The organism is Streptomonospora sediminis (assembly GCF_054778995.1).
The window spans coordinates 91321-109581 of the sequence record NZ_BAAGYZ010000098.1; the positions used below are offsets into that span (position 1 = coordinate 91321).

16 protein-coding genes and 2 tRNA genes are annotated in these 18261 nt (G+C 71.8%); 10 read left to right on the top strand and 8 right to left on the bottom strand.

Annotated features, from left to right (window positions below; genetic code table 11):
• Nucleotides 1-119 precede the first annotated feature (119 nt).
• Together ACYVD5_RS18945 and ACYVD5_RS18950 are read right to left on the bottom strand one after the other, a co-directional pair.
• Nucleotides 120-192 (bottom strand) — tRNA-Glu (locus tag ACYVD5_RS18945).
• Between the two features lie 117 nt (nt 193-309).
• Nucleotides 310-1905 (bottom strand): metallophosphoesterase family protein, encoded by a 1596-nt coding sequence (locus ACYVD5_RS18950; protein ID WP_461002427.1) that lies wholly within the window; start codon nt 1903-1905, stop codon nt 310-312.
• Between the two features lie 140 nt (nt 1906-2045).
• On the opposite strand from ACYVD5_RS18950, the gene ACYVD5_RS18955 reads away from it, so the two are divergent.
• Together ACYVD5_RS18955 and ACYVD5_RS18960 are read left to right on the top strand one after the other, a co-directional pair.
• Nucleotides 2046-2390, top strand: a complete 345-nt coding sequence (locus ACYVD5_RS18955; protein WP_461002411.1) for a metallopeptidase family protein — start codon at nt 2046-2048, stop codon at nt 2388-2390.
• A gap of 553 nt (nt 2391-2943) precedes the next feature.
• The gene (locus ACYVD5_RS18960; protein ID WP_461002428.1) at nt 2944-4149 is read left to right on the top strand and encodes an MFS transporter; all 1206 of its coding nucleotides are present in this window, start codon (nt 2944-2946) and stop codon (nt 4147-4149) included.
• Between the two features lie 284 nt (nt 4150-4433).
• On the opposite strand, the gene ACYVD5_RS18965 is transcribed toward ACYVD5_RS18960, so the two are convergent.
• The gene (locus ACYVD5_RS18965; protein WP_461002412.1) at nt 4434-4697 is read right to left on the bottom strand and encodes a PspC domain-containing protein; all 264 of its coding nucleotides are present in this window, start codon (nt 4695-4697) and stop codon (nt 4434-4436) included.
• A gap of 290 nt (nt 4698-4987) precedes the next feature.
• On the opposite strand from ACYVD5_RS18965, the gene ACYVD5_RS18970 reads away from it, so the two are divergent.
• A complete protein-coding gene (locus ACYVD5_RS18970; RefSeq protein ID WP_461002413.1) occupies nt 4988-5593 on the top strand; it encodes a hypothetical protein in 606 nt (201 codons plus the stop codon).
• A 48-nt stretch (nt 5594-5641) separates the two neighbouring features.
• Here the strand turns inward: ACYVD5_RS18970 and ACYVD5_RS18975 are convergent, their stop codons facing one another.
• Nucleotides 5642-6703 (bottom strand): glucose 1-dehydrogenase, encoded by a 1062-nt coding sequence (locus ACYVD5_RS18975; RefSeq protein WP_461002414.1) that lies wholly within the window; start codon nt 6701-6703, stop codon nt 5642-5644.
• 415 nt (nt 6704-7118) lie between these two features.
• On the opposite strand from ACYVD5_RS18975, the gene ACYVD5_RS18980 reads away from it, so the two are divergent.
• On the top strand, nt 7119-8888 hold the full coding sequence (locus tag ACYVD5_RS18980; protein WP_461002415.1) for a hypothetical protein: 1770 nt from the start codon (nt 7119-7121) through the stop codon (nt 8886-8888).
• A gap of 237 nt (nt 8889-9125) precedes the next feature.
• Here the strand turns inward: ACYVD5_RS18980 and ACYVD5_RS18985 are convergent, their stop codons facing one another.
• Entirely contained in the window at nt 9126-11306 is a 2181-nt protein-coding gene (locus tag ACYVD5_RS18985) for an ATP-binding protein (protein WP_461002416.1), read from the bottom strand.
• A 754-nt stretch (nt 11307-12060) separates the two neighbouring features.
• Here ACYVD5_RS18985 and ACYVD5_RS18990 point away from each other — a divergent pair.
• Complete coding sequence (locus tag ACYVD5_RS18990; protein WP_461002417.1) at nt 12061-12810, top strand: metal-dependent hydrolase; 750 nt, start codon at nt 12061-12063, stop codon at nt 12808-12810.
• A 47-nt stretch (nt 12811-12857) separates the two neighbouring features.
• Here the strand turns inward: ACYVD5_RS18990 and ACYVD5_RS18995 are convergent, their stop codons facing one another.
• Complete coding sequence (locus ACYVD5_RS18995; RefSeq protein ID WP_461002418.1) at nt 12858-13331, bottom strand: hypothetical protein; 474 nt, start codon at nt 13329-13331, stop codon at nt 12858-12860.
• Between the two features lie 294 nt (nt 13332-13625).
• On the bottom strand, nt 13626-14387 hold the full coding sequence (locus tag ACYVD5_RS19000; RefSeq protein WP_461002419.1) for a hypothetical protein: 762 nt from the start codon (nt 14385-14387) through the stop codon (nt 13626-13628).
• A 184-nt stretch (nt 14388-14571) separates the two neighbouring features.
• On the opposite strand from ACYVD5_RS19000, the gene ACYVD5_RS19005 reads away from it, so the two are divergent.
• The 5 genes from ACYVD5_RS19005 to ACYVD5_RS19025 all read left to right on the top strand — a co-directional run bounded on the left by ACYVD5_RS19005 (nt 14572) and on the right by ACYVD5_RS19025 (nt 17317).
• Entirely contained in the window at nt 14572-15195 is a 624-nt protein-coding gene (locus ACYVD5_RS19005; protein WP_461002420.1) for a hypothetical protein, read from the top strand.
• 56 nt (nt 15196-15251) lie between these two features.
• Nucleotides 15252-15509 carry a hypothetical protein gene (locus ACYVD5_RS19010; RefSeq protein ID WP_461002421.1) on the top strand — a complete coding sequence of 86 codons (258 nt, stop codon included), beginning with the start codon at nt 15252-15254 and terminating at the stop codon, nt 15507-15509.
• Between the two features lie 290 nt (nt 15510-15799).
• Nucleotides 15800-16213 (top strand): hypothetical protein, encoded by a 414-nt coding sequence (locus tag ACYVD5_RS19015; protein WP_461002422.1) that lies wholly within the window; start codon nt 15800-15802, stop codon nt 16211-16213.
• Nucleotides 16214-16271: 58 nt separating this feature from the next.
• The gene (locus ACYVD5_RS19020) at nt 16272-16658 is read left to right on the top strand and encodes a hypothetical protein (RefSeq protein WP_461002423.1); all 387 of its coding nucleotides are present in this window, start codon (nt 16272-16274) and stop codon (nt 16656-16658) included.
• Complete coding sequence (locus ACYVD5_RS19025; RefSeq protein WP_461002424.1) at nt 16658-17317, top strand: DUF2306 domain-containing protein; 660 nt, start codon at nt 16658-16660, stop codon at nt 17315-17317. The genes ACYVD5_RS19020 and ACYVD5_RS19025 overlap by 1 nt, the downstream gene beginning before the upstream one ends.
• Nucleotides 17318-17918: 601 nt before the next feature.
• On the opposite strand, the gene ACYVD5_RS19030 is transcribed toward ACYVD5_RS19025, so the two are convergent.
• Nucleotides 17919-18004 (bottom strand) — tRNA-Lys (locus tag ACYVD5_RS19030).
• Nucleotides 18005-18261: the final 257 nt, after the last annotated feature.

An 18261-nucleotide genomic window follows, 5' to 3' on the forward strand; every position in this document is an offset into this window, starting at 1 on the left:
CCGCTGGTAGCGAAAATCCACCCGGCCGATCGGGCTGTTGGCCTGTTGACCGGGGAAATCCGCGTTCTGCGCTCTGCGTCTCATTCTGCCAGACCTTCGGCAGTGGTTTGACCGAGCCGTACCCCCAACCGGATTCGAACCGGCGTTACCGCCTTGAAAGGGCAGCGTCCTAGGCCACTAGACGATGGGGGCCTCGACGACGAACGCGGTCGTCATTACCCACTTCGCCAGTCGTCGTTGACGCACTAAGCATAGGGGAGATCGGGCCCCTGTGCCAAAGCGGTTTGTCCGCGGTGCCCGCGACCCGTGTCACCCGGGCTCATCCGCCGGGGACCGGGTGGGCGTTGCGGTGGGTGCCGCCGGGCCCGTCGGTCCTGTGGGCGGTGCCGGCGCGGTGGGCGGCGTCGCCGGGGTGGTGGGGGCCACCGGGGTGGCCGTGGGCGGGGTGATCTCGCGGTCGGGGTTCTCGGCGATGTGCCGTTCGATCTGGGCGGAGGTCAGGCCGAGACCGCCGAGGGTGACGTCGTCCCAGGCCTGCAGCCGCTTGGTCTCGGCGTTGAAGTACAGCACCGACGCCTCGTAGGGGGTGGGCTCCTCGGCGTCGCGGTCGAGGCCGCGCAGGCCGGCGCCGCCGGTGGATCCCTGCACGATGAAGCGGGTTCCGGTGTCCCGCAGCTGGGTGGACCGCTTGTGATCGTGCCCCGCCAGCACCAGCGGGACCCTGCCGGTGAAGGCCCGGCCCTGCAGCGGGTCGTGGAACACCGCGGCGTCGACCGGCGGCTCGGTGCCCTCGATCGAGGCGGCCTGGTCGGCTCCGATCGCCGCGACCTCCTCACCGCTGGGGTTATCGAGGGTCTTGTCCGGGGCGAACCGCGGGTCTCCCGCGCCGTAGAAGACGATTCCGCCGACCTTCTCGGTTTCGTCGTCCAGCACCACGGCATTCTGCTGCTCTTCCACGGCGCGCTGGGTGCCCATCGAGTCGTGGTCGCCGCGCACCCACACGTAGGGGACTTCCAGGGACTCGATGTCGTTGACGAAGGCGTCTTCGGCGGCGCTGCCGCGGTCGCTGATGTCGCCGGAGTCGACGATGATGTCGATCTGGAACTGCTGCCGCAGCGAGCGCAGCACATTCCACGATGCCGGGTTCAGGTGCAGGTCGGAGATGTGCAGCACGCGGATGGTGTCGGCGTCGCCCTCGTAAACCGGCAGGGTCGACGTGGCCTCGTAGATTTGCGAGACGTTTCCCACCAAACCGGCCAGCTGCTCGCGGTACTGCGAGAACCGGTTGACGACGTCCTCGGCCCTGCCCACCACCTGCGGCGCCCCCGCCAGCAGGCCGGTGTAGCGGGGCTCGGCGATGGCGGCCGGGTTGAACGTCGCCGCGCTGAGCCCTCCGGCGCCGGCGAGCACGAGCACGGCCGTCAGCGCGCTGAACCCCGCTCGCCGCCAGTCGCGGAACACCACCAGGCCGGTGAGCCCCGCACCGGCGACGGCCGCCACCGCGGCTTGCACGAACAGGTGGATGACGCCCTGGCGGAGTTCCTTGCCGATGGTTCCGGCCATGCGGTTGATGGCGTCGGGGTTCTGGAACATCTCCTCGGCCGCGGAGAGGCGGATCTCGGAAATGGCGGCGCGGAAGCTCAGCGGCGCCGTGTGCGTGTCGAATTCGAGCTTGCCGAGCGGCGAGACGTCGACGACCGTCTTGCCGTCCCAGTCAGGGGCGACGGTGAGTTCGACGTCGGCCGGGCCGATAGGTGTCACGATCTGCCCGCCGAGGGCCAACCCCAGCCAGCCGCCGAGCAGCGCCGCGGCGACCACGGCCCCGATGCGCCAGGTGCGGCCCCCGCGGACGCGGAGCAACCGGGCCCATGCACCGCGGCCCAGCACCACCAGGCCGGATCCCACGCGCGACAACACCCCTCCATCATGCCCCTACGCGCTGCTTCCCAACGTGGGCACCCGGCCCTGGGCCCGGCCGCATCCGGCAGGCCCCCGGGGCGGCGGAGGGCTCGCCACCGGCCGCGGGGTGGCGCACAATACGAGGCGTGGTCGAACTATCGCGCGCACGATTCGAGGAGCTGGTCGCCGACGCCCTCGACACCATTCCCGAGGAGCTGACCGGCTACATGGACAACGTCGTGATCACGGTCGCGGAATCAGCGCCCGAACCGGGACTGCTCGGCCTCTACGAAGGCATCCCGCTGACCGAACGGGGCGACGGCTACTTCGGTGTGCTGCCCGACCGGATCTCGATTTACCAACGGGAGATCTGCGGCGTGTGCGAAACCCCGGAGGACGTCGTCGAGCAGGTGCGCGTCACCGTGGTGCACGAGATCGCCCACCACTTCGGGATCGGCGACGACCGCCTGCACGAACTCGGCTGGGGCTGAGGGCGCCGGGCCGCGCCGGGCGCGCTCCGCACTTCCGCTCTACCGAAACGGTTGCACCATCCGACCGAATCGGATGTCCCATTCTGCGGAAGGCGCGCCGCACGTACAACGAAACGGCTACGAATCTGGCGGAACGGCTTGCGGAAAAGCACACACATCAGGAACGGTAGGTCATCGCGCAACAACTTAGAGTGACACCACTGTGATCCAGTAAGGGAGTCGCCGAGTGGGCGATCCGCACATGGACAGCCGCGAGGCAAGTGTCCCCCCTCAAGCCCGCGGAGGGACCAATGGGACCAGTCCGCAGCGCCCTGAACCAGGTACCGGCCGAGCCCCCACCGACTCCGGCGCCGTCACCGCCCAGACCACCCAACCCGCTCACTCCTTGCCCGATGGCCCGGCCGGCGCCGCCGGCGGGGCGCCTCCCGGTTCGGGCCCGACCGATCCCTCCGGCTCCGCCGCCCCTTCGGACCCCGCCGGTCCCGCTCCCTCCGACTCCTCTGATCCGCCCGACTCCGCCGACTGGCGGCGCAGCTACCGCGAGGTCGCCGGCGTGCCCGAGTTCCGGGCCCTGTGGTCGGCGCAGGCACTGACCGTAACCGGCGGTTTCCTGCTCAACATCGCGATCACGGTGCTGGTCTACGAGAAAACCTCCTCGGCGCTGGCCGCCGGCCTCACCCTGGCGCTGACCTTCATCCCCCAGGTGGTCGGCGGTCCGCTGCTGTCCGGTCTGGCCGACCTCTTCCCGCGGCGCCGGGTGCTCGTGGTATGCGACATCGTCCGCGCGCTGCTGGTGACCGCCATGGGCATTCCCGGGCTGCCCATCTGGGCCATCTGGGTGCTGCTCTTCCTGTCCATCCTGCCCACCGTGCCGTTCGGTGCCGCCCGGGCCGCGCTGATGACCGAAATCGTGCAGGGCGACCGCTACGTCGCGGGCTCGGCCATCTTCCAGCTGACCTCCCAGGCCGGAACCCTGGTCGGGCTGGCCGCCGGCGGCTGGATCGTCTCGCTCATCGGCCCCAACCCGGCTGTGATGTTCAACGGGCTCACGTTCCTGGTCTCGGCGTCGATCGTCTACTTCGGGGTGCGCTACCGCCCCGCGCCGCACGCCGGCGACGACATCCGTCCCTCGCTGTGGCAGGTCACCCGCGACGGTGCCCGGCTGGTCTTCACCGACACCCGGCTGCGCACCCTCGGCCTGTTCGCGTGGCTGGCGGGGCTCTACATGGTGCCCTACGGCTTGGCCAACCCGCTGGCCGATCAGGCCGGGGGCGGCGCCACGGCGGCGGGGCTCATCATGGCGGCCCCGTCGCTGGGTGCGGTGATCGGCGGGGTGGTGCTGACACGGCTGATCAACCCGTCCACCCGCATGCACATGCTCGGCCCCCTGGCGATCGCCGCCTCTGCGCCGCTCCTCGTCTGGCTGGCCGATCCGCCCTTGTGGACCATGGTCACGTTGATGGTGCTATCCGGTGCCGCGGCGTCCTACCAGTTCGTCGCCAATGCCGCGTTCGTGCTGTGCGTGCCCGCCGAAGGGCGGGGGCTGGCGTTCGGGCTCGTGGTGGCGGGCCTGCAGGCCGCACAGGGCCTGGGGATCGCACTTGCCAGCCTGCTGGTGGAACTCACCAGCATCCAGGTGGTCGTCGTCTCCGCCGGAACCGCCGGCGTGCTGTGCGCGGGCGCACTGGCGCTGAACTGGTCGCGTGTGTCGCACAGCGCCATCGAACTGATGAACGCGCCGTCGCCGGCGGGTGCCTGAGCCGCGAGCGCCCCGGCCGCCGGTACCGTTGCGCGCCGGCCACCCCGCCTGCGCGGGCGCGGGTGGGCGGGCGCGCGGAACCGGCCGTTGCGCTGCCCGAGCACCGCCGCGCCCTCAGCAGGCGCGGCCGGTGCTCTGCTGGGGAGCCGACGCGTCGGGGCCGCTGTGCTCCTGCGGCGATCCCTGCTCGGCTCCCGCGGGTTCCCTGTTGGGCTCCCCCTGCCGCGCATCGAAGGCGTGGGGGAGCCGCGAAACAAACCCTGACCTGGCTCGGAGCGACCACATCAGTAGTCGGACTTCTTGCCTTGGAAGTTGCGGATGAAGTGTTCGAGCATGGAGGACTCGCCGTCCTGCTCGGGCATCACCAGCCACGCGATGACGTAGAGCAGGAACGCGCTCCCGCCGGTGAAGATGGCGGCGGCCACGAGGACCAGCCGGATGATGTTCGGGTCGGCGCCGACGAACTCCCCGATGCCCCCGCACACGCCGGTGAGGAGCCGCTGGCGGCGGCTGCGACGCAGCGTCTTGCTGCCGGTGTTCTCGTTCATAATTCCACCCTGCCCCGCTGAAGCCGGTTTTCCCATCGGGATCGCCCCTGGTGCTCCCCTGACCGCGACCCTGACCGCCGAATCCGACCCCGGCCCGAAATCTCGGGGATCGCCGGGGCCCGCCCGGGGTGCCGGATGCCGGAGGGCCGCGCCGGCGCCGGATGCGGAATGCGTAGGATCCCGGTGAACGCCGCCGAACCGGTCGCGTACGCACGGCGGTCCGCTGCGGCCGAGAGAACCGTTCACAAGTGAGCGCGGCAACGGCCGACGCGTCTGATCGAGGAGGTCCGGTGGCCAAAAAACCGCAGCCCGAACCGCAGCAACCGGACATTTGGTCCATGGCGTGGCGCCAGGCCGTGGACCTGCGGGAAGCCCTGCGGGACGGCTTCCCGCTGCCGTCCCTGCCCCATCCGCCGGTGCGGCTGGCCCGCGGCGAGACCGCCCATGCCGAACTCGTGCTCGACTACTCCCGCTATTACGCGATGGACGTTACTTACCAGCAGAGCAGCGGTTTCTACTTCGGTTCTCCGCTGTTCGTCGCGGCGGGCCTGGCCGGCGACGCCATCGGCAACGCCAACCGGCGCGCCCGCGCCGAGGCCATGGCGGCGCCGCAGTGGCGCGGGTTCCAGCGGGTGGTCGCCTACCTCACCGACCGGCGCGTCCTGGCGCTGGTCGACGGCACGCGCTGGCTCTCCTGGGACCACGACGCGAACATGCAGGTCGCGCCGATGCTGGAGCACTGGAGCGTGGTGCAGATGTTCACCCAGACCGAGCCGTTGCGCTGGCAGGGCACCGCGGCGCCGTGGCTGGCGGTTGCGCTGGTCTACCTGGTCTACGGCGAGGAGCACCTGGAGCAGCACCCCGACCTCCGTGCCCTGCGGTACCTGGACGGCTGAGCCGGCGTGTCGGCTGAGGTGGCACCCTGCCGCAGGCGTCCGGACGTGTCACTGCGCCGAGGGGTCGAGGGCGAGCACCGTTTTTATGTCGCCCTCCTGCGGGGTGAACGCCTCCCGCGCGCGGTCCATGGGGACACGGCGGGTGACGGCGCTCTCCAGCCACGCCCGGTCGGCCGCAGCCAGCGCCTCGGCCGCCTGGCGGTAGTGGCGCAGGTTGGCGTTGACCGAACCCACGACCGCGTCGTTCTCCAGGACGATGTCGCGGTTGAGGCTGCCCGCGTCGACGGTGATCCGGCGACCGCTGGGCGAGACACCGGTCAGGCAGACGATGCCGTAGGCAGGAGTGCCCGCCATAGCCTCGAACACCAGCCGGGCGGCACCGGTCGCCTCAATGACGATGTCGGGGCTCACCTTCGCCATCACGCGCTCGATGTCGTCGGTGTGGTATTCGCCGCCGAGGTCGCGGATCAGCTGCGGCTTGGGCCCTTCGGTGACGCGGTCCAGTACGTGCACGTCCAGGCCGCGCTGCCTGCCCAGCAGGGCCGCCAGCGCGCCTATGGGCCCGGCACCGGTGACCAGCACGCGCTGCGGGGCGAACCAGGACCGCCGCCCCACCCGCTCGACCTGCTCCCAGGCCTTGGCCACCACGGTGGCCGGCTCCATCAGCATGCCCACGCGCTCCAGGGCGGGGGCGAGCCGGACCGCGTAGGCCGGGTCGACGCACCACAGCTGCGCGCCATAGCCGTCGGCGCCCTTGATGCCCCGTTCGGTGTAGCGGCCGTTGCGGCACATGTCGAACTCGCCCTGGGCACAGGCCCCGCACGGGACCGGGTCGGGCCGGCGCACCACGCCAACGACGAGGTCACCGGCCGCGAATCCGCTCCCCTCGGGCGCCTGGCGCACGCGTCCGAGGGACTCGTGCCCGAGCACGATCCGGTCGCGTCCCTCAGGCAGTGCACCGTAGCCGCCTGCGAGGATCTCGCGGTCGGTGCCGCACACGCCCAGCGCAAGGCCCTGCACCAGCAGTTCGCCCGGAGCGGGCTCGGGGTCGGGCAGCTCGCATATCTCCAGGGGGTCGGCGCTGCCGGGGCGTACGGTGACTGCGCGCATGCATGACCTCCACTGGCCGGCTCCGTCGCGGTTCACACCTGTGCCTAGCCGCCGCTCAGCGCCGTAAACCCGGCGGCGGCCCGCCGTACCCAGCGGCGCCGCTCCCGCCTCCATCGCCGTAGGCATTTGTGCGGCATGCGCAGCGCCTGCTCCAGGGTGGCCGCAGGCGCGGATCGCGGATGAGCAGCTCAGCAACCAACCGCGCCAGCGGAGCCGGCGCGGGACGGCTACGGGGCAGCGGACAGGCGGCCGGCGGGGCGGCAGCACGCTGGGGCCCGGGTTTGCGCGAACGCCGCGGTCGGCTAGGAACTGGGGAGTCGGCGGAGAATGCGCTGTGTACGCAGCCAGGCCGGGAAGGGGGCCGGGTGTTAGGATCTTTGGGAGCCGGATGCCCGTTCAACCACCTGGTGGTCGCGTGATCGAGCGACGGCGGGTCCCCGTCGGCACGACCGCCCAGCGTTGGCGGACCCTGCACCAGTTGCGTACCGTCCTGGCCGCGGCGCGGACCCTTACCTCCGCCATCCGGCTGCTGGACGCCCTGGAATGCTTCCGCGCCGACCCCCGTGTGCAGGTCGTCTTCACCGTCGACACCACCTCCGCGTTCAGCACCGGCGCCGCCGCGCTGCTGGAACGCGAGGGCGCGGCGCTGCTCCCGTGGGACCAGGCCGCCGAAACCCCCGTGGATCTGGTGGTCACGGCCAGCGAGAACCTCGATTTCGGCGCCTTCGACGCCCCCGCTGTCGTATTGCCGCACGGCGTGGGGTTCCACAAGTACGTTCCCGACTCCCGCAGCGCCGACCGCCGCCTGTCCGGGCTCGTCGCCGAGGAGCACCTTGCCGCCAAGCGGATCGTGCTCGCCGTCTCCCATCCCGAGCAGGAGGCGCAGCTCGCCGCCGCCTCGCCGCACACCGCCGGCGCGACCGCGTGCGTGGGCGACCTCGCCTACGACGGGCTGCTTGCGGGCGCTCCGCTGCGCGGCCACTACCGCGACCGGCTCGGCGCAGGTGACGACCGGCGGCTGGTCCTGGTCAGCTCCACGTGGGGGCCCGAGTCGCTTTTCGGGCAGCGCCCCGGCATCGCCGCCGAACTGCTGGCCGAACTGCCCGCCGACCGCTACCGGGTCGCCGCAGCGCTGCACCCCAACGTGTGGTCGCTGCACAGCCCGTGGCAGGTGCGCGCCTGGCTGGCGCAGGCGCGCGAAGCCGGACTGCTGCTCCTGCCGTCCGAACGGGGGTGGCAGGCGGCGCTGGTCGCCGCCGACTGTGTGATCGGCGACCACGGCTCGGTGACCTTCTACGCCGCCGCCCTGGACCGGCCGGTGCTGCTGGGCGCGTTCGGCGCCGAAGCGGTGCCCGGCACCCCGATGGCCGAGTTCGCCGAGTCCGCGCCGCGGCTGGGCGGGCCCGGCCGGCTGTGCGGCGAGGTCGAAGCGGCGATCGCCGACCACACGCCGGGCCGCTACGCCCAGCAGGCCGAACGCGCCCTGTCCCGCCCCGGCGAGGCGTTCACGGCGCTGCGCGGGCTGTTCTACGAGCTGCTCGGCCTGCCCGTGCCCGACACTCCCCCGGTGCTGCGGGCGCCGGCCGCCCCCGATTCCGAGCACACCCCGGCCCTGTCGTTCGAGACCCACACCGAATGCCCCGAACCCGGCCTGATCGCCGTGCGGCGCTACCCGGCGGGTGTGCGCTCGGCGGCGCAGTGCCCGCCGGGCGCGATGCGCCACCTGTCGGCGGCCACGACCGAGCCTGACCAGCGGCTCGCGCAGTCGGCGTCGGTGGTCTACCGTCCCGAGCCCGCGGGCAGCGGCCCGGAGGCCGCGGCTCGGGCGGCCGAGGCGCTCGCGGCCTACCCCGGAGCGCTGCTGGCCGCGGCCGCAGGCCCGGACGGCTGCACGGTGGCGCTGCGTACCGGCGGTGTGTTGCAGGTGACCGGCGAGGACGGGCCACCGCAGGCGCCCGCCGCGGTCCTTGCGGCGGCGGTTTACACGCTCCTGCGCACGAGCGGCGGGCAGACACCCGGACCCGGCATACTGCGCATACGTGCCGGCACCCGCGAGCACCGGGTGGTGCTGCACCCCGTCGCGCGCGGCCCGACGGGACTGGCGGGTCCGGCAGGATCACCCGACCCGCAGGCGGCCGACCAACCCGGCACCACCAACAGCACCACCGGCGACCCGCCGGCGTAACCGGCCGCGTCGGCGGGCCGCCCCACTGCGGGGGCGGCCGGATCCGGTCTCCGATGGCGACGGGCGGCGGCGCGCCCGACCGCAACAGGGCAGCGGCGACGGCCACGTCCTGCACCGCGACCTGCGGTCAGTACGCCAGTGCGCGATAGGCGGGCCGACCGTGTCTCGGGCGGTCGTTCGACCAGCGGGCCCTGTCCGATCAGCCCCGGCCTCGTGCAACCGGCCGGCCTCGTGGTGTCAGCCGGCCTCGTTGAGGCGGAACGCCAGCTCGCGGGCGCGCGGGCTGCCGTGTTCCGTGTGCAGGTGCAGCGCGCGTTCCAAGTGCGGCCGCGCCGCCGCGTCCTCGCCTTGGGCCTCCAGCAGGTCGGCGAGCGCCTCGCGGGCCCGGGCCTCGTAGTGCGGGTTGCCGCCGCCCAGGGCCGCGACCGCATCCTCCAGGGTCTGCCGGGCGCGGTCGGCCGCACCGGCGTTCAGGTGCGCCCTCCCGAGCGCCAGCAGCGTGCGGCCCGCCATGCGGGTGTCGCCGGACTCGCGGAACCAGGCCAGCGCCGTGTCGAGGTGGGCGAACGCGTCGGCGTGGCCGCCGGAGCGGCTCAGCGCCGCCCCGAGGAACAGCCGGGCCAACGCGGCGCCGCGCGGCTCGTGCGCTCGCAGGTTCAGCTCCAGCGACTCCCGGTATGCGGCGGCGGCCCGATCGGGTTCGGTGCGGTCGAGGTAGCGCCCGCGGAACTCCGCCACCGAGGCGCGCAACCGCTCGTCCGGGCAGTCGGCCACCAGCGCCGCGGCCCGGCGCACCTGCTCGCCGGCGTCGCCGAGCCGGTCCAGGTCGGCCAGCGGGCGCGACACCAGGCTGCGCAGCCGCGCCTCGGCGCGCGGGCGTCCCGCGCCGCGGGCGGCGTCGGCGCCCAGCAGGCCGGTTTCGGCCCAGTCGTGGACGTAGCGCAGGTTCAGGTACAGCGCGGTCGCGGCCTCGGCGATCGGCCAGGCCAGGTCGGGCAGGCCGGCGCGCACAGCCGCGTGTTCCGCGGCGACGATGCCCGCCCGTTCGGCCTGCAGCCACTCCAGCGCGGCGGTGCGCGAACCGAACGGGTCGCTGCGCCCGGCGGTGATGGCGGCGTGGTCGGCGATGCGCAGCCGATCGCCCGTGACGGCGCGGTCGGCGAAGGCCAACCGCACCAGGTAGGCCTCCAGGAACCGGCGCAGCAGCCGGGAGCGCTCCTCGGCGGATTCCTCGGCTTCGGCGCGGTCGCGGGCGTGCAACCGCACCAGGTCGTGGCGGAACCGGACGGCGTCCGGTTGCCGGGGGCACGGCTCGATCAGTCCAGCGCCTTCCAGGCTCGCGCGGGCGGCGCCCGGATCGGCCGCTGCGGCGGCCTCCGCGGCGATCTCCGGCCCCACTTGCGGCCCGGGCCAGAGCCCCAGTCGGCGGTAGGCGCGTGCGGCTTCGTCGGGCAGCGCCCGGTAGGCGGTGTTGAACGCGGCGGTGACTGTGGCGTCGCCGCGCAGCGACAGGGCACTCAGGCGGCGGTCTTCGTCGGCGAGTTCGGCCGCCAGATCTGCAACTGCCAGGCGCGGGTTCCGGCTGAGCCGCGCGGCGCTGACCATGAGCGCCAGGGGGTGGCCGCCGCACAGGGCGACGACGCGGTCGGCGGCTTCGGGGGCCGCGCCGATGCGGTCGGGGCCGCAGATCTCGGCGAGCAGGTCGCGGCCGGCTTCCGCGTCCAAGGGGTCGAAGGCCACGAAACGGGCGGCGTCGACGGTGAGCTCATCCAGCGGGGTGGTGTCCTCGGTAACGACGACCGCGCTGCCGGGTGCGTTGGGCACGAGCATGCGGACCGGGGCGGGTTCCCCGGCGCCTTCGACCACGACGAGCGTTGCCTCGTGCGCGGTCCGCTTGCGGAACAGTGTCGCCATTTCCTCGACGGTGCCGGGCATGAACTCGTCGGTGACACCGAGCGAGCGCAGCACCCGGGCGATGGCGTCCTTGGCGTCGCGGGAACCGTGCTCGCCGGGGATCTCGGCGAAGTCGACGTAGAGCTGGCCGCCGGGGAACCGGTCGCGGGTGCGGGCGGCCCAGGTGCGGATCGCGGCGCTCTTGCCGATACCGCGCAGGCCGGTGCAAACGGTGATGGCGGTGCCGCCGGCCGCTGCAGCCGCTGCGGCGGCGGTGTCGAGGCACCCGAGCTCGGGCGTGCGGTTGACGAACACCGACGGAGCCGCGGGGACCGTGTAGGGGGCGTCGTCGCGCCGAGGGGCGTAGGCCGGGACGGCCGCCTGGTTGACGGTGATCCCGGCGCCGGTATCGCGGAACTGGAAGACGGTGCCGCCGGTACCGGAGAAGGCGTTGCCGGTGCGGGAGGCATCCGGGTCGTCGGGGTCCGTTCCGTCGCCGTCGCCGGGGTGCCTTGTCGCGTCCATGGGCGATTCCACGCTCTCCATGAGTCCCGTCACACTCAACGCTCGCCACCCAACCGTACGCCACTGCGGGGTCGCCGCGGGGCGCGGCGGCGGGCGGTCGCGGGGCGCCGGCGGGCTCCGGTGAGCGACTGCGCCGCGGGACCTGCGGGAACCCGGCGGCAGCCGCGGGAACGGGCCGGAACCGGCCGGATTCGGCGGGCGTGGGCGGGGATGCGCGTGGTTCGTGCTGCGTCCGCGCAGGGCGCCGGCACCACCCCTATTCCGCGAGGTACCGGTCACACTCATTTTCGGGCGGCCTTATTACCGGCCATACCTGCCACGAGCAGGAAAGTCCGGTGACTCCTGCATTTCAGCGCCCCGGAAACAAACCCGAATCGGTCTCCGCAACCGAACTTGACTGCAGTTCAGGACAGCCCGGAACAGAAGTCGGCGCTTGGGTGGCCTGACCCGGTCGCCTGTTTCCTTCCGGGCTCCACTGAAAACCGTCACCGCCGTGGGTCAGGATGGATTGCACGGATTGCCATACTCCAACGCCACTCCAGCGCTCCCGAATCGAGTGAGGATCTCGCCATGCCCCCGCGCGACTTCAGCAACCGGTTCTCCGACCGGCCGTTTCCAGCGGCCGCGACCGCCGTTTCCGTGCTTTTCCGCCGCACCGGCCCCATCGCGTAACCGGGGCTGCGCAAATCCGCCCGCAGCCGTCCGGTAAAGCCGCCACCAGGGAATTCTCCCTCGAACCGCTTGGAGACCAGCGATGATGGCGCCCTCGCACGCAGCGACCGGCCTGCTGGCCGGTGTCCTTACGACCGCCGCCATGGCCCCCGTAATGGCCGTCGGCCCGATGGAACTACTCGCGGGTGCCGCCGTCGGTGCCGGAGCCGCGCTGCTTCCCGACATCGACCACCCCGGCTCCACCGTCGCCCGCTCCCACGGGCCGCTGACCCGCCTGCTCGCCGACGGTGCGCGCCGGGTCTCCGCCGCGGTCTACTACCGGACGCTCACCCCCAGGGACACGGTCGCCGACGGCACGCACCGGTTCCTGTGGCACACCCCGGCGGCGGCCGCCGCAACGGGGGCCGTGGTCGGGCTCGGCGCGGCCCTGAGCACCGCCGTGCTCGCCGCGGTGCTGTGGTTCACGATCGGCCTGGGCGTACTCGGGACGGCGCAGCTCCTGCCGCGCGGGCAGCGCCGCAAGCGGTTGATGAGCTGGCCGGTGGTCACCCTCATCGCCGCGGTCGCGGCCCTGGCACTGATCTACGCGGGGGTCTCCCCCGGCCCGCACATCGGCGCCGTGGTCGGCACCGGAATGCTCACCGGAGTGCTGGGCGACGCGCTGACCCGCTCGGGGGTGCCGCTGGCCTGGCCGTTCGCAGTCGGCGGCCGGCGCTGGGCGATGCTCGGTCTGCCGCTCCGGCTCCGTTTCTCCACGGGCACCTGGCCGGAGCGGGTGGTCTGCTGGGGCTGCCTGCTCGCCGCACCCGTTGCCGGCCTGGCGCTGGTGTAACGGTGCCGCCGCGACAGGGCCGGCGTAGCCCTGCTGCCGGCCGGTGCTCACGTGCCGTGCGGTCCGGCGCCGTACTTCCAGCCGCCCTCAGCCAGTTCCACGACAGCGGGGTACGCACGCGCATGGCGCTCCGGCCGCGGAGCCAACCGCCGCCAACCGAACCAGCGCCGGCGCACCCCCCACCACAGCCACAACACGGCGAGGGTCCAAAACCACGGAAAAACGATCTGCCAAGAATCCGCCCACGGTTCCCCGTTCAGATAACTGATCACCATCAGCACACTTGGCAACCCGGTGACCAGCGCAGATCCGATCAATATCCAGCGGAGCCCCTTTTCGATTCCGTGCCCGACCCTGCACCGCTCACACCGCGGCACGGGTACCGAAACCTGCTCCCAACGGGATTCGATCACGACGATCAGCGGCGTAAGCGAGTAGTCGGCGTTCCGGTGCATGTCAAAACGCCAGTATTCATCGCGTCGAGTGGGTGCGGCGCAGAACCAGCACTTGTTGGCACTCATGCACGAACGATAGCGACCGGCCCGCCATTCATCGATAGTGCGGCGAGCCGTTCCGGATCCGGCCAACAGCGATCACCATTGCCCATTTCCCGTGTCCGGCGTTCCCTTGAAACGGCAGGGCACAGGCCGGCGAAAGCGAGCTGCGCGGGTGGATCCACCCGCGCCCGGACACCGCGGCCGCCCAGCAGCGGCCACCGCGGTCGGCGCCCCGGCCTTCCGACCGGGGCGGGGCCGATCGCGAGCGGTGCGCCACTGGACGATGTGTCCGGGCCCACCGGCGGTGCGGCACGCTCATCAATCGGTTCCGAGCCACCCGTCCTCGCCGTTCTCCAGGTCGTTCCAACCCACGTGCAAGGCGAACGAGGGATCCCACCGCAGACCTTCGGTGATCTGGCTGTCCTTGACCCGGATGGGCTCGCCGGCCCACGCGAGCCGTATCCAGCCCGAGGTCAGCAGCGGGGCTTCCAATGCCGGAACAACACAGGCCAGTGCATCCCAGTCAAGCCGAAGCGCACGGGGACCGGCATCCAAGGCGGGCCAACCGTCGGGAAGCTCGCCGTCGGATTCCCTGAAGCCCTCCAGTTCCTCAGCGGCCCGCTGCGCGTCCGCGGAACCGGGATCAGCGTCGATGCGGTCGTGCAGTTCAAGCACCCGGCCCAGCACCGGAAGGGTAGGGGCGCAGTCGAAATCGGCAGTTTCCATCACCAGGTCGGCGTCTTCCCAGACCTCCCAATCGCGTTCGGAGGAATCTGCTGCAAAGGCCTTTCGCTTGAGGGTGACAACCCGGGCCAGTGTCCGGTCGCCGGCCGGGGTGCCGCTGCGCAGGTACGGGTGCAGGTCGATGCCCTCAGTGACCGCGCCGCACCGCACCACCCACAGGTGCAGGACGGCTCCGTACCACATCAATAGGTAGGAGTCGGGATCGACGGCGAACCGCGTCTCGAAGCTCTCCCGCGCGGCGGCGAGATCGGGGGCGGCGTGCACGTCGCCGAGCCGTGCACCGCCGCTGCCGACAGAAAACTCGAGCAGATAGCAACTGGGCGCATCGGATGTCATGGCGGGCTCCGGGAACCGACGGCTGGGGCAGGAGCCGGGAGCGTAGCAGCCTTCCCCGGCAAAGCCGGCTGCTCGCCGGTGCCATGGCTGTCCGCTTCCGCACCTGTGTGCAGCAATGACCGGATGTGGCCGATCCCGTGCTCCCTATCGCCGTCCTCCTGAGGTGCCGTGATTGACTGCGGCCATGGCCTCCCCTGATCTCATACTCGGTGACCTGAAAGGCCCCGGCGGCCCGCTGCCCGGCAACTCCGTCGAAGCCCGGTCGGTAAACCTGCGCTGGCGCCGGACCCTCACGTGGACCTCGCTCACGGTGTTCTCGGTCGCCTTGGCCGCGGCGATCGCCATCCGGATGTCCACGGAGGTGGGCAAGCCCTACATCGGCACAAGCGAGATCACCGGGGGCGTCGTGTTTTTCGTCGGCTCGGTGGGGGTCGCGCTGTGGATGGCGTGGGTGGCCCCGCGGGTGTTCACCCGCCAGGCGGTGGCGGCCGACACCATCGGCGTCGCGTTGATCCAGGAGCCCAACCTGTGGTTCCCGGGGAAGACCGTGCGGATCCCGTGGGACGCCATCCGCTCGATCAGCGCAGAGGTGCGCCCCGCAGGCAACAGCGGAGAGCGCAAGACCGTCGACCTGGTGGTGGACACGGAGCACCAGCGCCCCACGGTACCGAGCTGGGCGGGGACCCTGCCGGTACCCGCGTCCGAGGAATCCCCGCCGCAGACCCGCATCATCATCACCCCGGGCAACAAATGGCAGCCGAAGATCCTCCAAGCGCTCGGCGAGGTCCGCCCCGATCTCTGCACGTAGGTTTCCGGGCGGGCGGGTCCGTCCGCGCACTGCAGGGCAAGGGTGAGGAGCAACGGGTGGACGTCGCCTACCGATACGTCGAGGTGGCGGACAACATGCCGCCCGTGCTCGCCGCGGTCGTCGGGGTCGCCTTGCTCGCGGTGTTCGCCGGGACGATGTGGTACCTGACGCGGCTGGACCATACAAAGCTCAAGGATCCGCAGGCCCGTGCACGTGCCCGGCGGCGCAGCCAGAGCCGCAAGCTGCAGGGCAGGCTGCGCGCCCGGCGCCGGGCACTGCAACGCAAGGCCGCACGGCGCAAACGCAGCGGCTAGCAGCCGCCCCGAGACCCCGGACCAGCGCGGCGGTGCCGTGCCGGCGCGAGGCCTGCGCCCCCGCACCACCGGGCAACGGTTGACCAGGCAAGAGCCCACGAATCGTGCGCACCCGCAGAATTTCGGCCATCCCGTACAAGGGTGCCGCCCCCCGGGGGCGCAGCCCGGGCCCGCACGGGGCGATTGCGGGCTACGCCCACCTGCGCAGCCGCGGATACGCGTTCGGGGCGACGCCTTGTGGGGCGGCCCCGGGCACGCTGGCAGGCATGGTCGAAATGAAAACGCCGCGCGTGAGGTCCGGCGCCCTGTGGGCCGCGATCGCAGGACTGCTGTTGTGCGCCCTCGGCATCGCAGCCCTGTGGTCGTTGGGGGCCCCATTTCCCGTCGCGCTGCCGCCCGGGGCAGCCAACACCGGTTCCAGCAGCCGCTCCGAGATTCTGTTCCTGCTCGTCGGCGCCGTGTTCGCCACCGTGGCCCGGTGGCGCTGGGCGCCGGCCGTGGCGGCGGTCCTCGGCGCGGTCTTCACCGTGGGCTTCCTGGCAGATCCGGACGGGATCGCCAACCTCGCCGGCGAAAGGGGGGCCGTCGCGGCCGTCGCCCAGGCGCTGCATCTCGCGGGAGGCGCAACGGCGGCCATCGCAGGAGCCGTCGCCACGCTGGCCCGCTACCGCGCGCCGCGAATCGCTCAGCCGAGCCGCCGATGAGACCGAAGGCGCCCCGCAGCGTGCGGGATCCCCACCACGCAGGAAGAGAGTGATCACCATGCCGCAGCCCCGGACGAGACCGCGTGCGACCGCCGCCACCGCGGCGGCGCTTGTCACCGCGGCGGTCGGGATCGTTGTGCAGATCCTTTCGGGCGCCGACTACCCGGCCGTGCCGCCGGGGATCGCCATCCTATTGGCAGCCGCCGCGTTCGTGTGGTTCGCACCCTGGCGCTGGTGTCCGGCCGTCGGCACGCTCGCGGGGCTGTCGCAGTTGCTGGGGCTGTTCGCGGCGGGCGAGGCAACGCGGTTGGTCGTGCCGGACTCCGCAGGCGACACGGCCGGGCTGTGGCTGCAACTGCTCGCCGTCACAGCGGCCGTGCTAGCAGGGGCCGCCGCCGTCGCCACGAACTACCGACCAATCCGCTCCACGGCGGGGAGACAGTGATGGCCGAGCGCACGGGTGCGGTCCACGCTCGGGAGCTGAGCGTCGGCGTGCTGCTGATCGCGGCGGTGGCCGCCGGGATGGCGCTGGTCGCCCCCTATGCGGTACCGGAGCTGGGCGCAGGACGGCTGGAGGTGCGCAACAGCGCCCACGCCGTTCTGCTGCGTGTGCACGTGCTGACCGCGTTCGCCGCGCTCGTCCTTGGTCCGGCTCAGTTCCTGCCGCGGCTGCGGGCGCGCCGACGCCTGCACCGGCTGGTCGGGCGCGCCTACCTGTTCGCGGGGGTCCTGCCGTCGGCGCTGGCTGGAGTGCCCGTCGCGCTGATGTCCGAGCGCGGTCCGGTCACCCAGGTCGGGCTGTTCATCCCGGCGCTGGCCTGGCTGGTCACCGGTGCGCTCGCGCTGCAAGCGGCCCGCCGACGTGACTTCGTGGCGCATGCGGAGTGGATGGCGCGCAACTACGCGCTGACGTTCCTGGCCGTGACCTCGCGGGCGGTCGTCCCGCTACTGCTCCTTGCACAGATCCCGGTGATGGGTTCCGTCTACGGTTCCGTGGAAGCGGCCGTCGCAGCCAGCATCCCTGTCGGGCAGTGGCTCGGCTGGATCGTGAACCTGGTCGTTGCCGAGATGTTGATCCGCCGGCAGCGCGCGCGGGGTCGGTGACGACCATACAGAAATGCCCGTCCCAGCTTCTTGAGTTCTAGTGGTCGTCGCAACACCCCGCCTCTGGAAGGGTATTGGACCACTTCGAGATCCGCGAGAACCGGAAACCACAGGGCCGCAAGGCTCGACTCCGTAGGACCCCACATCCTCCAGGGTGATCCGGTGGATACCGGAGGCACCCCGGTTGTCCTTCACCCCCCGCCATACCGCCCGCAGAACGTCATCCCTGCAGATACGGTCGAACAGGGCATTGAAGCGGCGATCCGGGGACCGCTTGGCCGCAGCCCATAGCTTGCGTTGGAGTCGTCGCACCTTCCCGATGGGCGCGGTGCCCCGGGCGCGGCAGCCGTGCCGCCGGGGCTGTTGGACCGGGCGGTCCCAGCCATGCCCTGGCGCTTACCTCGCTGCGAGCGTGAGGGGCTCCGTTCTGGTCCGACAGGATCAAGGAGGAGGCGATGCTCCGGCGACCAGCGGGGCGCCGGGAGGACCGCTGATTTGCGCAAACGACTGGGTACCGACATAAGAGCACCGACGGAGCAACATCCGCCTCGGCAGCGGGCACTCCGTGGGGCATGCAGGCTGTTGACCTGCGAAGACACGGTAGGCCGCCCGGGGCTCGAACCCGGAACCTACTGATTAAAAGTCAGCTCAATCGGTACCGTCGAATACCGCGAAATGTTGTGACCTGCCATTCCATCGACTCGGCATGGTGGGTGAGTGCCGTTCTGTCCCGCCGTGTGCCGGGCGCGTCCCCAACATACGAGCACCGACGGAGCACCACGCTCATTGAAACCGATGTCTCCTCTTGTGAGGAGAGCCGCCTGTATAGCCATCGTGGAACCAGGCTTGAGGCGCCACACCGTTCGTCCGGATCGGTGAATGTTAGCCTCGGGCTTTCACGGCGGGCGTGACCGCAGACCCCTCTGGACATGCGAAAGGTGCTT

Bases quoted from the DNA above. Each gene is read 5' to 3' on its own strand.
- ACYVD5_RS18965 (WP_461002412.1), bottom strand. From the start codon at position 4,697: ATGAACGAGAACACCGGCAGCAAGACGCTGCGTCGCAGCCGCCGCCAG.
- ACYVD5_RS18975 (WP_461002414.1), bottom strand. From the start codon at position 6,703: ATGCGCGCAGTCACCGTACGCCCCGGCAGCGCCGACCCCCTGGAGATA.
- ACYVD5_RS18985 (WP_461002416.1), bottom strand. From the start codon at position 11,306: ATGGACGCGACAAGGCACCCCGGCGACGGCGACGGAACGGACCCCGAC.
- ACYVD5_RS18990 (WP_461002417.1), top strand. From the start codon at position 12,061: ATGATGGCGCCCTCGCACGCAGCGACCGGCCTGCTGGCCGGTGTCCTT.
- ACYVD5_RS18995 (WP_461002418.1), bottom strand. From the start codon at position 13,331: ATGAGTGCCAACAAGTGCTGGTTCTGCGCCGCACCCACTCGACGCGAT.
- ACYVD5_RS19000 (WP_461002419.1), bottom strand. From the start codon at position 14,387: ATGACATCCGATGCGCCCAGTTGCTATCTGCTCGAGTTTTCTGTCGGC.
- ACYVD5_RS19005 (WP_461002420.1), top strand. From the start codon at position 14,572: ATGGCCTCCCCTGATCTCATACTCGGTGACCTGAAAGGCCCCGGCGGC.
- ACYVD5_RS19020 (WP_461002423.1), top strand. From the start codon at position 16,272: ATGCCGCAGCCCCGGACGAGACCGCGTGCGACCGCCGCCACCGCGGCG.
- ACYVD5_RS19025 (WP_461002424.1), top strand. From the start codon at position 16,658: ATGGCCGAGCGCACGGGTGCGGTCCACGCTCGGGAGCTGAGCGTCGGC.